15 protein-coding genes are annotated in these 12,618 nt (G+C 39.3%); 11 read left to right on the top strand and 4 right to left on the bottom strand.

Translation table 11 applies throughout. The annotated features are described in order from the left end of the window. Window positions 1-4 precede the first annotated feature (4 nt). From secF to EBF12_RS02595, 4 genes are read left to right on the top strand one after another with little or no spacing between them, the layout of a single operon-like run. On the top strand, window positions 5-976 hold the full coding sequence (secF, locus tag EBF12_RS02610; RefSeq protein WP_121726278.1) for a protein translocase subunit SecF: 972 nt from the start codon (window positions 5-7) through the stop codon (window positions 974-976). Window positions 977-985: 9 nt separating this feature from the next. Continuing rightward, window positions 986-1,327: a DUF6394 family protein gene (locus EBF12_RS02605; protein WP_121726277.1), complete on the top strand. Its 342-nt coding sequence runs from the start codon at window positions 986-988 to the stop codon at window positions 1,325-1,327. A gap of 9 nt (window positions 1,328-1,336) precedes the next feature. After that, window positions 1,337-2,029: a hypothetical protein gene (locus tag EBF12_RS02600; RefSeq protein WP_121726276.1), complete on the top strand. Its 693-nt coding sequence runs from the start codon at window positions 1,337-1,339 to the stop codon at window positions 2,027-2,029. Window positions 2,030-2,047: 18 nt separating this feature from the next. After that, entirely contained in the window at window positions 2,048-4,009 is a 1,962-nt protein-coding gene (locus EBF12_RS02595) for a hypothetical protein (protein ID WP_121726275.1), read from the top strand. Between the two features lie 61 nt (window positions 4,010-4,070). On the opposite strand, the gene EBF12_RS02590 is transcribed toward EBF12_RS02595, so the two are convergent. The 3 genes from EBF12_RS02590 to EBF12_RS02580 form a co-directional block, all read right to left on the bottom strand. Next, window positions 4,071-4,235: a YgaP family membrane protein gene (locus EBF12_RS02590; RefSeq protein ID WP_121726274.1), complete on the bottom strand. Its 165-nt coding sequence runs from the start codon at window positions 4,233-4,235 to the stop codon at window positions 4,071-4,073. Between the two features lie 78 nt (window positions 4,236-4,313). After that, on the bottom strand, window positions 4,314-5,600 hold the full coding sequence (locus EBF12_RS02585) for an NAD(P)/FAD-dependent oxidoreductase (protein WP_244196322.1): 1,287 nt from the start codon (window positions 5,598-5,600) through the stop codon (window positions 4,314-4,316). Between the two features lie 87 nt (window positions 5,601-5,687). Further along, window positions 5,688-6,152 (bottom strand): acyl-CoA thioesterase, encoded by a 465-nt coding sequence (locus EBF12_RS02580; protein ID WP_121726273.1) that lies wholly within the window; start codon window positions 6,150-6,152, stop codon window positions 5,688-5,690. Between the two features lie 260 nt (window positions 6,153-6,412). Between EBF12_RS02580 and EBF12_RS02575 the strand changes: the two genes are divergently transcribed. Next, window positions 6,413-7,936, top strand: coding sequence for a flagellin A (locus EBF12_RS02575; protein WP_121726272.1), 1,524 nt, complete (start codon window positions 6,413-6,415; stop codon window positions 7,934-7,936). Window positions 7,937-8,104: 168 nt separating this feature from the next. Here the strand turns inward: EBF12_RS02575 and EBF12_RS02570 are convergent, their stop codons facing one another. Beyond that, window positions 8,105-8,434 carry a c-type cytochrome gene (locus EBF12_RS02570; RefSeq protein WP_014666923.1) on the bottom strand — a complete coding sequence of 110 codons (330 nt, stop codon included), beginning with the start codon at window positions 8,432-8,434 and terminating at the stop codon, window positions 8,105-8,107. Between the two features lie 75 nt (window positions 8,435-8,509). Between EBF12_RS02570 and folD the strand changes: the two genes are divergently transcribed. Genes folD through EBF12_RS02540 form a run of 6 tightly spaced genes read left to right on the top strand, consistent with a single transcriptional unit; the run spans window position 8,510 to window position 12,588 of the window. Then, on the top strand, window positions 8,510-9,364 hold the full coding sequence (gene folD, locus EBF12_RS02565) for a bifunctional methylenetetrahydrofolate dehydrogenase/methenyltetrahydrofolate cyclohydrolase FolD (RefSeq protein WP_121726271.1): 855 nt from the start codon (window positions 8,510-8,512) through the stop codon (window positions 9,362-9,364). 16 nt (window positions 9,365-9,380) lie between these two features. Then, window positions 9,381-10,391 carry a signal peptidase I gene (lepB, locus tag EBF12_RS02560; protein ID WP_121726270.1) on the top strand — a complete coding sequence of 337 codons (1,011 nt, stop codon included), beginning with the start codon at window positions 9,381-9,383 and terminating at the stop codon, window positions 10,389-10,391. A gap of 30 nt (window positions 10,392-10,421) precedes the next feature. Beyond that, window positions 10,422-10,874: a ribose 5-phosphate isomerase B gene (rpiB, locus tag EBF12_RS02555; RefSeq protein ID WP_121726269.1), complete on the top strand. Its 453-nt coding sequence runs from the start codon at window positions 10,422-10,424 to the stop codon at window positions 10,872-10,874. Between the two features lie 15 nt (window positions 10,875-10,889). Continuing rightward, a complete protein-coding gene (locus EBF12_RS02550) occupies window positions 10,890-11,243 on the top strand; it encodes a hypothetical protein (protein ID WP_121726268.1) in 354 nt (117 codons plus the stop codon). A 34-nt stretch (window positions 11,244-11,277) separates the two neighbouring features. Beyond that, on the top strand, window positions 11,278-11,826 hold the full coding sequence (locus EBF12_RS02545; protein WP_121726267.1) for an adenine phosphoribosyltransferase: 549 nt from the start codon (window positions 11,278-11,280) through the stop codon (window positions 11,824-11,826). Beyond that, a complete protein-coding gene (locus EBF12_RS02540; protein WP_121726266.1) occupies window positions 11,827-12,588 on the top strand; it encodes a DedA family protein in 762 nt (253 codons plus the stop codon). Window positions 12,589-12,618: the final 30 nt, after the last annotated feature.

Here is a 12,618-nt window from a genome sequence, read left to right as displayed (position 1 = left end):
AAGAATGGAAGTCTTTAAGAAAGTAAAAGTGTATGATTTTGTCAAGTATAGTTCTTATGGGCTTGTTGTTTCAATTGTTTTGATTATAGCTTCTTTTGTGCTTTTGGGTGTGAAAGGCTTTAATTTAGGGATTGACTTTGCTGGTGGCTCTGTGGTGCAGTTGCAATATAGTAAAGACGCTCCCTTAGCGGAGATTAGGGAATTGCTTGCCAAAGATGAGCGGTTTAAGAATTCGCAAGTGAGCGAGTTTGGCTCTAAGCAAGAAGTGCTACTTAAGATTCCATATATCCCAACAGGTGTAAATGAGGATATGGCACAGGATATTATTACACTTTTAAAGCCAAGTGGGGATTTTGAGCTAAGACGGCTAGATTCTGTTGGTCCAAAGGTGGGTGATGAGCTTAAACAAAATGGTATTATTGCACTTACTTTAGCACTTGTGGCAATGATGATTTACATTTCCTTTAGGTATGAGTGGAGATTCTCTTTAGCTGGTGTTTTGGCATTGATACACGATGTGGTGATTGTATCTGGTGTGGTGATTCTTGTAGGAGTGGATTTTAATCTTGATGTTTTAGCAGCCTTGCTTACACTTATTGGATATTCCATTAATGATACGATTATTATCTTTGATAGAATCCGTGAGCAAATGCTCATAAAGTGTCAAAAAGATATGCGATATGTGATTAATGAAGCGGTTTCTCGCACACTCTCACGCACCTTGCTTACTTCACTCACGGTGTTTTTTGTGGTGCTGACACTCTATCTTTTTGGCGGAGAGATTATTGTAGGATTTTCACTCCCTATGCTTGTGGGTGTGATTGTGGCGACTTGTAGTTCAATTTTTGTTGCTCCGCGTTTGGCGATAATGTTTGGCTTTAGCCTTGAGGAGTATTATCAAAAGGAAGCTAAAAAGCTCAAACGCAAGGAAGAGAAGAAGCGTTTGCGTGAAATGTATGAGAAAGGTCGCTTGTAAGGAGAAAATATGGATTGGGGTAGGGTATTTTTTGTATTTTTTAGTTTGATGAGCTTGACTTTTACATTAGGCTTTTTGTATGAGAGCAATATTGTCATTTTGTTTATTGCAACAGCGATTAATTTTATCGCTACAACCTTGCGTATTGGTGTGAAAAATAGCCTTTCTGCCGAGCTTTTTGCAAGCTCTTTAGTGGCTGATTTTCATTTGATTCCTGCATTTGTGTTTTTGCAGGTTTTTGGTGATATTGAGATTGCTACGGCACTTGTTGTGGGTGCGGTTGTGGCGAATCTTTTTTCAATTATTTTGCTCTGTATTGCTGGTGCAAAGGCAAAGGAGAGCGATTACTAGGAGTTTGGCTTGAGAGCTGCATTATGGCTACTATATGGCTTTGTGCTTATTGGTATCGTGGTTTTGTGGAGTGGATGTGCAAGTTACACGCTTGAGGTTAAGAATGTAAGCCTATACAATGAGGGCGTGAAGATTTTAGATTCTACACAGCCAAAGAGTAAGGTGCGTATTGAAGTGGGGCAAGGCAAAGTCGGTGGGTCAAGCGGTATCCCCCTAGCTATTTTTATCCTAGCACAGAATCTTGCCAATCAGCCCACAATCTTTGATAAAACTAATGTGCGTATATATCAAAATAATCAAGAAATTCCTGCATTAAGCGAGGGTGAGCTAAAGACTGATAGCTATGATTTTGGGAGTGTGATAGAATCTTATCATTTGTATTTGCCTCCAGCTCCTATGCCTGATGTGCCTGTGGGAATACCTTTTGTGTATAGGGGGTATATGGGCGGATTTTATGTGTATGATTATGTGATTATTTCCGCACGAGAGAGAATGCAACAGCAAATGCGACTTGATGAAAATCGGGCAAAGAGAGCGATTATTCTTGCGAGTGTTTTGCAAAAAAATACCCTAGAGCCAAAGGGGATACCAAAGGGCGGTTTTATGCTTTATGCACCTAGTGGATTCAAGGAGGGCTTGATTCAAGTAAGTGTGAATGTGAATGGGGAGATACATAGCTTTGAGCTAGAGCTGAAGAAATAAGGCAGAAAGGAGATAAAAATGAGAAAACTTAGAATCTTGGGGCTTGTGCTTGTGGTGTTTGGGCTTTTTGCTTGTAGTGATGATTCTCAAAAGGCACAGGATTTAGAGCTTCAAGCACACAAGCCCGAGCTAAAGCTTGAAGCTAATGATAATCTTAGGAGTATTATGGATAGGATTCTAGCTTATGTTGTATATGAGCCTAGCAATAAAGAGCAAGATACCTCATTGTCTAGCTCTGCAAATGTGAAAGGCTACTTGCAAAAAGCCTATGAGATAAATAAGGGTGTAGGTTCTTATCAGCAAATCCCTGAAATAATCCATTTGATACAAAAAGATTTGCAGGATAAGATAGCACAAAATGCCATTGCGACACATCTTGCCTATGAATTAGAGATTGATACTAATCTTGCTCTTTTGCTCGTGGGGCAGGGCAGTGTGGATAGTCTTAAGGATTTGCTGTGGAAGCAAGAAGAGAATGCTAAAGAATCTGGGTTGCTTGGAGAAGTGATAGAATTTCAGATTCAAATACGGCTTTTAGCTCTTTATGGATTGTATCGTAGCCAAACATTGGAACGGGATTTGGAGAATACTTTACGCTTTAAGGCTGAAACTCAAAATTATCTCAAGCAATATAAAGATTTTTTTGCACCTAAGCATTATGAGCTATATGACAAGGCATTGGAGCTATTTGGCGATACTCCGTTGCAAGGGCAAATGCCAATGGATAGAATCTTGCAAAAACTTTTTGACTATTCATATTTGATGCAAACAGAACGGGATATAGGCGAGATTAGAGAGATTGAGCATTTACAAAAAGCATACGAGCTGTTTCAAATAAGAGACTTTTCAAGCCCACAGGCAAAAGAGATTATAGAAATTGCACAAAATCCACTCAAAAACGCCTATGAAGACGCTGAAGTGGGGAATTACATCTATGGGCTTAATTATCTCGCCCTTGCATTGTTAAATGACAATGTCTCATTCAATATAAAATCTGCCCTAGAATATTTGCAAAAAGATTTTCAGTCTCTGCACATTCAGCAGCATACATTTTCGCTGTCGTATTTTGAAAACTATATAGCTTCAATGTTTGTTGGAGCATATATCTTATCGGGCTTGCATCAAGATAGAGAGTATTTTGAGAATCTATTACGCAGGATTCAAACTGAGATAGCTTACTATGATGATGTTATCAATCAAGATGATATGAATCTATATAAAGAAATGCTAGGATTGTTAGAAAAAACTGACAGGGAAGCCTTTAGTTTCATTAGTTTTGTAGAGAGTAAGCCAAAAGATGAAGATGGGTTTGTGAAGATTGCTCTTGATTTGTCTCCGCAAGAAATGCAGAAAATAAAAGAGCTTATAGCACAGGAGCAGAACGCCCTACAAGGAGAAGTATTTTGCCTTAGTGTTGCTGATGTGGAGTTTATACTCTCTTTGGTCTATCAAGCTTACAAGATTCAAGGCTATGAGGGGATAGCACCGGATTTATTTAAGATTCGTATGGAGGAGGTCTTTGGCATTGTGGATTTTGCTCAAATGAGCAAATATTTTGTTGATTTTGATAGGTTTATGGTTGTGGGCGTGGCGGATAGGAAATGCTACAAACAGAATCTACCCATAGATGAGCGTTTGGGGAGACTGCAAGAAAAGCAGAGTGTGTGCGGATATAGCCTATTTTTTGATAAGGAAAATGGCATAATGATAGATGAGATATTGCCCTCAAGCCTCTTAGAGCAAGTGGCTGATGGGAATGTGTATTTTCGCTTAAAAATAGTGGATTTGAATCTTAATAGATTTATTTTTCAAAATAATGAGGAGGCATTAAAGGAGATTCAAAAAATGCCCTATACAAGCACGATTTTAGCTATTTTACTTGAATCTTTTCCAGATTTTCAAGCTTATCTCAAAGGGCGTGTCTCCGCACTGCAAAACTTTCTTGCAAAAGCTAAAGCCAAAGCGTGTGAAAAGGAGTAGATGTAAGTGGAGTTTGGTGGCAATACAAAATCTAGATAAAGATTCTGTATTGCCTTTGTAGCTAAGACTTTTTCTTTAGAATCTTATAGAGTGGGCAATACCCATATACAGCACTTAATAGTGGCAAAAGTGAGATAAGCCACCACCAGCTTGGGCATACAAAACCAAAGATAAAAAAGAGTAGCATTGCTACAAGTAGGCGGATTGTTTTGTCTAAATTACTCATTGTTGCTCCTTTATGCTCTTGCGTAAATCATACCTTGCATAACCATAGGCTTCATCAAATACACTTTGATAAACCAATTCATCCAGCTCTCCCTTGTCGCCCAAAGCAAGGCAGCATAGGATCTGCTCCCTCGTAGTTAAACTCAACCATAACCGCCTTGCCATAGCCAGTGAGCAAAGGACACGCCGTATAGCCATTGAATTTTGCTTCAAGATTCTGCCCTTGCAAGTGAGCGATTAGGTTTTTTGCCACGACAGGATATTGCTTCCTAATGCTAGCACCAGTTTTGCCTTTGGGGATTCCAGCACAATCGCCAATAGCAAAAATATATGGATACTTTTTGTGTTGCAAAGTGTATTTATCCACATCTACCCAATTTCCAGCAGTATGCCCTTTGCTAATGCTAAGTCCAGCTTGTGCGATAAAATCTGAAGTCTTCATCTTTGGAATCACAAAAAGATAGTCATAAGGCACTTCTACACGCTCTTTTGCTACTTTGTCTTGTCCATTTTCTCTATAAGGCATAAGCTTTTCAAAGATAGTGACATTTCTCTCTTTATCAACTTCTACTAGCAAATGTCTTGTGGAGTAGGGCATATCTCGCTCAATGTAGAGCTGCTCTATCATCTTAGCGTGGATAGGGCTTGATAGCATAGAATTCCCGCCTGTGTAGAGATGCATTTCTAACTTGTCTCTACCACCCTCACTTTGTGCTAAATCTTCAAGTAAGAAATTAAGCTTTTTATTTGCCCCACCGCATTTAATGGGCGTATTTGGTTCGGCAAAAATCGCCCTGCCACCATTTTTGGCAAGTTTTTTAAGCATATCGCGTGCTTTTACCGCACTATCAGCAGTGTAAATACTAGCGATATTTGTGCTTGGGTCATTGACAATCTCTTCGCTTAGCCCTTTGTATAGCTCAAACTCATAAGTTGTGCCTGTGGCGATGATAAGATAGTCATAAGTGTGTGTAGCTCCACTTGTTGTTTGTAGGCTTTTAGATTCCACATCAAGTTTAGCGACATTTTCTTGCACCCATTGCACTTTTTTGTTGATGAGATCCTTTTTATCATAAGAGACATCATCTTTATCATAGATTCCAGCGGCAATGAGCGTGAATCCGGGCTGATAGTAAAGCACAGGATCAGCATCAAAAAGTGTGATTTTGGCATTTGGTAAATCGCTAATAAGCTGGGCAGAGAGCGAGATTCCGCCAAGTCCTGCACCGATTATGGCGATATTTGGAGCTAGGCTAGATTTTGCCTCTGCAGGTGTGGGAGACATTAGACTTGATGAAGCTAGGACTACTCCACTTGCACCCATAAGCTTGAGTAGCTTCCTGCGACTTAAGGTTTGATGTTCCATAGTGTTATCCTCCTTATCTATAGAATCACCTGTGATTATAGCAAAGTGGATAAGAAGGAAATGTGATAAAGTTACAAAATGAGCAAGTTAATGAGGTTTGATTTGAACTCTAAACTCTTTGCGTTTTTTAGCTGCTTCAAAGCGTCTTTTTTCTGCTTCTGTCGTAGGGGTGAGTGGTGGGATTTTGACTTTTTTACCCTCTTTGTCAATGGCTACCATTGTAAAGTAGCAGCTATTGCAATGTGTAACAAAGCGATTTTTAATATCTTCACTGATGACTTTAATCCCCACTTCGCAGCTGCTACTCCCCACATAATTCACAGAGGCAAGAAAAATCACAAGTGAGCCAATGGGAATGGGATTTTTAAACACCATTCCATCAACGCCGATAGTTACCACACCGCAGCCACAATATCGTGTAGCACAAGCATACGCCACTTGATCTAAAAGCTTCATAAGCTCTCCGCCGTGCATAACACCGCTAAAGTTCGCCATACTTGGTGAGGCAAGCACACTCATTGTTAAAGATTTTGGGTCAAATATATCTTCCATTGTGAAACTCCTAAAAGGCAAGTTTATTTTAAACTTTAATTATGCACTGACAAAGTTATTATTATATATTGTAGGTGTAAGTTTGCTTGTTTTGTGCCTATAATGTCTCTAAAAGTAACTTGCTAATGCCTTGAGATTCAATATTTCACGCAAAAAAATACAGAATCTAGCAAAATACATTTAAAAAATTTTTACATAGCCGATATGTCTTTCAACCAAGGGCAAGGACGCCTAAGGAAAAACAAAAAAAAGGAGTTACTATGGCTTTTCAGGTCAATACTAACATAAATGCACTCAACGCACACGCTCAATCTACCTTTACTCAATACAACCTTAAAAACTCAATGGAGAAGTTGAGTTCAGGTCTTCGCATTAACAAGGCAGCAGATGATGCTTCAGGTATGACGATTGCTGATAGCTTACGCTCACAAGCAAGTGCTTTAGGACAAGCAATTAGAAATACAAATGATGGTATGGGGATTATCCAAATTGCGGATAAGGCGATGGATGAGCAAATCAAAATCCTTGATACAATCAAAACTAAGGCAGTTCAAGCAGCTCAAGATGGGCAATCTACTCAATCTCGCTCAATGATTCAAATGGATATTAAGCGACTTATTGAGGGGCTTGATAATATCGGTAATACCACGACTTATAATGGTATGGCGTTGCTTTCAGGGCAATTCTCAAATAAAGAATTCCAAGTGGGAGCTTACTCAAATCAATCTATCAAGGCTTCTATTGCTTCAACAACATCTGATAAAATTGGACAAGTCCGTATTGAGACAGGTGCTTTGATTACAAGCTCTGGTGAAGTGCAAATGACATTTAAAAATGTTGATGGTGTAAATGATGTTACTTTAGAATCTGTAAAGATTTCATCATCTGCAGGGACAGGACTTGGCGTTTTGGCGGAAGTTATTAACAAAAACTCTGATAAAACAGGTATCCGTGCTCAAGCAAATACATTTACGACTTCAGACATTTCTATCAAGTCTGGTAGTTTGGCACATGTAATGCTTAATGGTATCTCTATTGGAGACATCATCGACATTAAGAAAAATGATAGCGATGGTCGTTTGGTTCAAGCTTTTAACGCGGCTACAATGCACACAGGTGTTGAAGCTTATACCGATAATCTTGGACGCTTAATGCTAAGAAGCACAGATGGACGCGGTATAGATTTCAAAGCTGATGGTGCTGTGGGTGGTCAAGGTGATGCGGCGATTGAAACGGTAAATGGTGGGCAAGATTTGAAAGCTGGTTCAACAAACTATGGTCGTCTTTCACTTGTAAGGACAGATGCGAGAGATATTGTTGTCTCTGGGACAAACATTAGCTCAACAGGTTATCAAGATGACACAAAGATCGCTCAAACAACAGCAAACCTTCGCGATGTAACAGGTGTGTTTAATGCTGATGTGAAGTCTGCTTCAGGTGCGAACTACAATGCTGTTATCGCAAGTGGTGGTGCAGATCTTGGTGCTGGTGTAACAAGTTTGCGAGGTGCTATGGTAACAATGGATATTGCAGAATCTGCACAGAAAATGCTTGATAAGATTAGAGCTGACCTTGGTTCCGTTCAAGGACAAATGATAAGCACGGTTAATAACATCACAGTAACTCAAGTGAATGTTAAAGCAGCCGAATCTACTATCCGCGAAGTGGATTTTGCAGCTGAAAGTTCAGAATTTAGTAAGCTTAATATTCTTGCTCAATCTGGTAGTTATGCACTTTCTCAAGCAAATGCTATTCAGCAAAATATCCTAAGATTGCTTAACTAAGTTGAGCTAGTCTCTTGGCTCTTGCCACTCCTTTCTCTCTTCCTTTGAGTAAGGGGGAGGGTTGATTTCTTTTTTCTTTTTAGAATCCCTTTAGAATCTTTCCCTCTATCTTTTTTAAAGTTATTTTGGAATCTTGGCTTTTTTACCGCTTTTTGTAGTCAAAAGTGCTTATGGACGATAGAGGTAGATATAAATGGCTTTTATCTCTTCTTCTGTCAAATAGTATGCAGGCATAACGCCTTTTTGCTTTTTGAATGCTTTGCTAAAGGTGCTAAACTCAAGGTTGTTAATACGCGGGGCAAGAAGTGTTTTTTCAACACCCTTATGCTTGTAGTGGGCTATTATGGTAGGCTCTCCACTCTCTCCGTGGCATTTACTACACGCGATACCACGCGGATTTTGATAAAGATTCTTACCATATTCATCTTGTGAGAGAAACTTGCTTTGGGCGTTTATACTCCCTAGAATCAAAGCACACAGCATTAGTTTTTTACTCATATTTCCTCGCTTAATAGTATTTCTTTAATATCTTGTATTATAATAGCGAAATGATAATCACAAAGGCTTAATACAATGACTTTACTTGATGGCACGACTCTAAGTGCAAATATTGAAAAAAATCTCATTACTCAAGTCCAAGATCTTGCAAAACAGGGAATAACGCCCGGTTTGGCAGTGATTTTAGTGGGGAATGACCAGGCAAGCTGTGCGTATGTGCAGATGAAAGCTAAGGCGTGTAAGCGTGTGGGAATCTACTCCGTAACACACGAAATGCCCCCAAGTATCACTGAAGATGAGTTGCTTTCCGTCATTGAGATTCTTAATAAAAATCCAAATATTGATGGAATCTTAGTCCAACTTCCATTGCCCCCACATATCAAAACTTCTAAAGTGCTAGAAGCCATAAATCCGCAAAAAGATGTAGATGGATTCCACCCTTTTAATGTGGGGCGACTAAGTGTGAATCTTGATAGCTTTGTCCCTGCTACTCCCCTTGGTGTTATGAATCTTTTAAAACATTATAATATTGATGTAAGTGGCAAAGATGTTGTGATTGTAGGAATGAGTAATATTGTAGGTAAGCCCTTGGCTGCATTAATGCTAAATGCAGGAGCGAGTGTAAGCTGCACACATATTCTAACACGCGATGTGAGTGCTTATACCAAAAATGCGGATATTGTATGCGTTGGTGTAGGGAAGGCTGGGCTGATTAAGGCAGATATGATAAAAGAAAATGCCGTTGTTGTGGATATTGGCATTAATCGTTTAGAATCTGGAGTACTTGTGGGCGATGTGGATTTTGAAAATGTCTCTAAAAAGGTAAGTTTTATTACCCCTGTGCCCGGAGGTGTAGGACCTATGACAATTGCTACACTATTGCAAAATACCTATAAAGCAGCATTGTATCGCTTGACACAAAGAGTATAAACAAAAGGATATGATTATGAAAAAACTTTTTAATGGACTAAAAGCATTTGTTTCAAGCTGGACGGGGACGATTATCATCGTTTTGTTTTTGATATTCTTTGTTATGCAGGCTTTTGTGATTCCTACGCGTTCAATGGTGGGGACACTTTATGAGGGTGATTTTTTGTTTGTGAAAAAATTTAGCTATGGAATCCCAACGCCTAGAATCCCTTGGGTTGAAGTGAATGTATTGCCTGATTTTCGTGGAAATGGGCATTTGCTTGAGGGAGAGCGACCAAAAAGGGGCGATGTTGTTGTCTTTATCCCCCCACACGAACAAAAGGTATATTATGTCAAACGCACTTTTGCTGTGGGCGGTGATGAAGTGATTTTTGATAAGGACGGAATGTATCTGCGTCCATTTGAGGGCGATGAATATATAAGAGAGCATTTTTCTGGTTATGTGCTTGTGGAGCGATTTGGCAAACTCTTTGTCAAAGAGCCATATATGGGACAGCATCCGGGCATTGCTTATCAAAGTGTGTATTATGAGAATCCGTATAGTGAAAGTCGTTATAAAATAGACGAGCAAGGAAAGCTCTATAAAAGAGTGTGCGTAGAGGGAACAGGACACGCAAATATGGGCGATGGGGAGCTTGGCTGTGAGCTATGGAAAAAAGAATATATCACAGATACAAGTGGGCTTATAGAAGATAGAAATGTCGCTTTCACGGATATGTTTAATGATAGGACAATCCGCAGTATGGAAAAATATGATGATATGTTTTATATCAAAATCAAACAAGATGAATTTTTTATGGTCGGTGATAATCGCAATAACAGCTTTGATTCACGATTTTGGGGAAGTGTGCCGTATAAAAATATTGTAGGGAAGCCGTGGTTTATCTATCTTAGTCTCAATAAGGTAAATAGTGAAGAATCTGGGGCAGATGTGGATAAGAGTAAGCGTTATACAATCCGCTGGGAGAGAATGTTTAAAACAACGGAGGGCTTGGAGCAGAAAATGAGAGAGGCAATGCCAAAATAAAGCTGTAAAATAGAGATAAAAGGGATAAAGATGAGAGAAAACAAAAAACAAACCTATGTGATAGGCACAGACCACGCGGGAGTGAATATTAAAAACTTTGTGATTGCTTTGTTACAGGAAAAGGGCTTTAGTGTGATTGATTTAGCCCCGCAAGATACACAAAGGGTGGATTACCCTGATTATGCTAAAAAAGTATGCGATGTTTTAAAAGAAAATCCGCAGTATAAGGGGATCTTAATCTGTGGAAGTGGAATTGGAATGAGCATTGCTGCTAATCGCTACAGGCATATCCGTGCAGCATTATGCCACGATGCGTATATGGCAAAAATGGCAAGGTTACATAATGATGCTAATGTCTTGTGTATGGGTGAGCGTATCAGTGGCGTGGGCGAAGTGGAGTCAATTCTTGAAGCATTTGTGGATTTTGAATTTGAGGGTGGGCGACATACGCAGAGGGTTGATAAATTGCAGGATTTAGGCTAAATTAAGGAGAGGCTTATGGGACAAGATGTTGGGACTTTTATCGCAAAATGGTTTTTTCTTACAGGATTTATTCTGTTTGTGTTATATATGCTTGTGCGGACATTTTTTTATCGCTCTGTGGCACAAAAGGAGGAGAGAAACTCCGCAGCGATGAAGCTCACGCTTAATGAAGCGGAGATTCTTATCCGTAAGCATCAATTGCAGCTACAAAGGGCGTTAGGGAATATTGACATTCTTACTCAAGAGATGAATGCGTTAAAAAATGAAGTTAAGGTGCTAAAATCGCGAAATTCTCAATACAGAATTGAAACCGATAAGTATAAGGCTAGAATCAAAGACTTAGAGCAAAAAATAGAGGCATTGCTCTAAGATTCTCTTTAAAATCACACAAAGGAGTTTTTGAATGAATACCATAGATAAACAAAAGATAGCAGATTCTATACGCGCTATACCCGATTATCCAAAGCCCGATATTATTTTTCGTGATATTACTACATTGATTGGGAATGCTGAAGTTTTTGATGGAGTGATTGAGATTCTAAAAAATCGCTATATGGATAAAAAGATAGACTTTATCGCTGGGATTGAAGCAAGGGGCTTTATTTTTGGCTCGGCTTTGGCATTTGCTATGGGCGTTGGCTTTGTCCCTATACGCAAAAAGGGTAAGCTTCCTTTTACAACCGTGAGTGAAAAGTATAGCTTCGAGTATGGCTTTGATGAAGTTGAAATGCATATTGACGCATTTAGGGAGGTTAAAAATCCAAAAGTTGTGTTGGTAGATGACTTAATTGCCACAGGTGGCACAGCAGAAGCAAGTGTGAAGCTAATAGAATCTATGGGGGCAGAATGCGTGGAGGCAGCTTTTATTATTAATCTCAAAGGATTGCAAGGTGAGAAAAAGCTCCTTTCACACACAAAAGTATTTAGCATTTTGGAATATGAGGGAAAATAGATGAGCTTTGTCCAAAAGATTGTCATTTATGCTAGGCAGAATCCCAAACGCATTTTTGTATGGGGATTGGTGTTTGTCATTGTTGTGGGGCTTATTGTGCTTTATAAGCAGTCTGGATTCTCACTTGAAGCATTTATCACACAGCTTTGGGATAAGTATGTGGAAACTTGGGGGTATTTTATTTTATTTTGTTGGGGGATTTTAGAAGGGGAGCTAGGGCTTATCTTTGCCGGACTTGCTGCACACGATGGAAAAATGAATTTGTTTTTGGCGATTTTTATTGCTGGGCTTGGCGGTTTTGTGGGTGATCAGATTTATTTTTATATCGGACGCTTTAATCGCAAGACGATTCAGGAGGAATTTACCTCGCAAAGACGCAAGTTCGCCCTAGCGCATTTGCTTTTGAAAAAATATGGTTGGCCCATTATTTTTATACAACGCTATATGTATGGTATGCGGACAATTATTCCTATGAGTATTGGCACAACGCGTTATAGTGCATTAAAATTTGCTATTATCAATCTCTTTTCAGCGTGGGTTTGGGCGGCAATTACCATTGTGCTGACTTGGATTTTTGGTGAGGAGATTTTTATTGTGCTTGATTGGTTTAAGGAGCATCCATATTTGCTCATACCACTTGCGGCTGTGATTGGTGGAGGTGTTTGGTGGTATTTTCAGTCTCAAACAAAAAAAGTGGATAAAAAGATTGCCAAGATTCAATATGAACTAGAGCAAAGTGAGCTAGATTCAAAGGCTAAATAAAATACAAGGAGTGAAGCGTGAAGATAAGTA

It is taken from the genome of Helicobacter labetoulli, from assembly GCF_003670275.1.
In the GTDB taxonomy this organism is placed as follows: domain Bacteria; phylum Campylobacterota; class Campylobacteria; order Campylobacterales; family Helicobacteraceae; genus Helicobacter_C; species Helicobacter_C labetoulli.
This window is presented reverse-complemented; position numbering and strand designations above follow the sequence as displayed.

Excerpts from the sequence above, each read along its gene's own strand:
- secF (WP_121726278.1), top strand. The coding sequence starts at position 5 with ATGGAAGTCTTTAAGAAAGTAAAAGTGTATGATTTTGTCAAGTATAGT.
- EBF12_RS02605 (WP_121726277.1), top strand. The coding sequence starts at position 986 with ATGGATTGGGGTAGGGTATTTTTTGTATTTTTTAGTTTGATGAGCTTG.
- EBF12_RS02595 (WP_121726275.1), top strand. The coding sequence starts at position 2,048 with ATGAGAAAACTTAGAATCTTGGGGCTTGTGCTTGTGGTGTTTGGGCTT.
- EBF12_RS02590 (WP_121726274.1), bottom strand. The coding sequence starts at position 4,235 with ATGAGTAATTTAGACAAAACAATCCGCCTACTTGTAGCAATGCTACTC.
- EBF12_RS02585 (WP_244196322.1), bottom strand. The coding sequence starts at position 5,600 with ATGGAACATCAAACCTTAAGTCGCAGGAAGCTACTCAAGCTTATGGGT.
- EBF12_RS02580 (WP_121726273.1), bottom strand. The coding sequence starts at position 6,152 with ATGGAAGATATATTTGACCCAAAATCTTTAACAATGAGTGTGCTTGCC.
- EBF12_RS02575 (WP_121726272.1), top strand. The coding sequence starts at position 6,413 with ATGGCTTTTCAGGTCAATACTAACATAAATGCACTCAACGCACACGCT.
- EBF12_RS02570 (WP_014666923.1), bottom strand. The coding sequence starts at position 8,434 with ATGAGTAAAAAACTAATGCTGTGTGCTTTGATTCTAGGGAGTATAAAC.
- folD (WP_121726271.1), top strand. The coding sequence starts at position 8,510 with ATGACTTTACTTGATGGCACGACTCTAAGTGCAAATATTGAAAAAAAT.
- lepB (WP_121726270.1), top strand. The coding sequence starts at position 9,381 with ATGAAAAAACTTTTTAATGGACTAAAAGCATTTGTTTCAAGCTGGACG.
- rpiB (WP_121726269.1), top strand. The coding sequence starts at position 10,422 with ATGAGAGAAAACAAAAAACAAACCTATGTGATAGGCACAGACCACGCG.
- EBF12_RS02550 (WP_121726268.1), top strand. The coding sequence starts at position 10,890 with ATGGGACAAGATGTTGGGACTTTTATCGCAAAATGGTTTTTTCTTACA.
- EBF12_RS02545 (WP_121726267.1), top strand. The coding sequence starts at position 11,278 with ATGAATACCATAGATAAACAAAAGATAGCAGATTCTATACGCGCTATA.
- EBF12_RS02540 (WP_121726266.1), top strand. The coding sequence starts at position 11,827 with ATGAGCTTTGTCCAAAAGATTGTCATTTATGCTAGGCAGAATCCCAAA.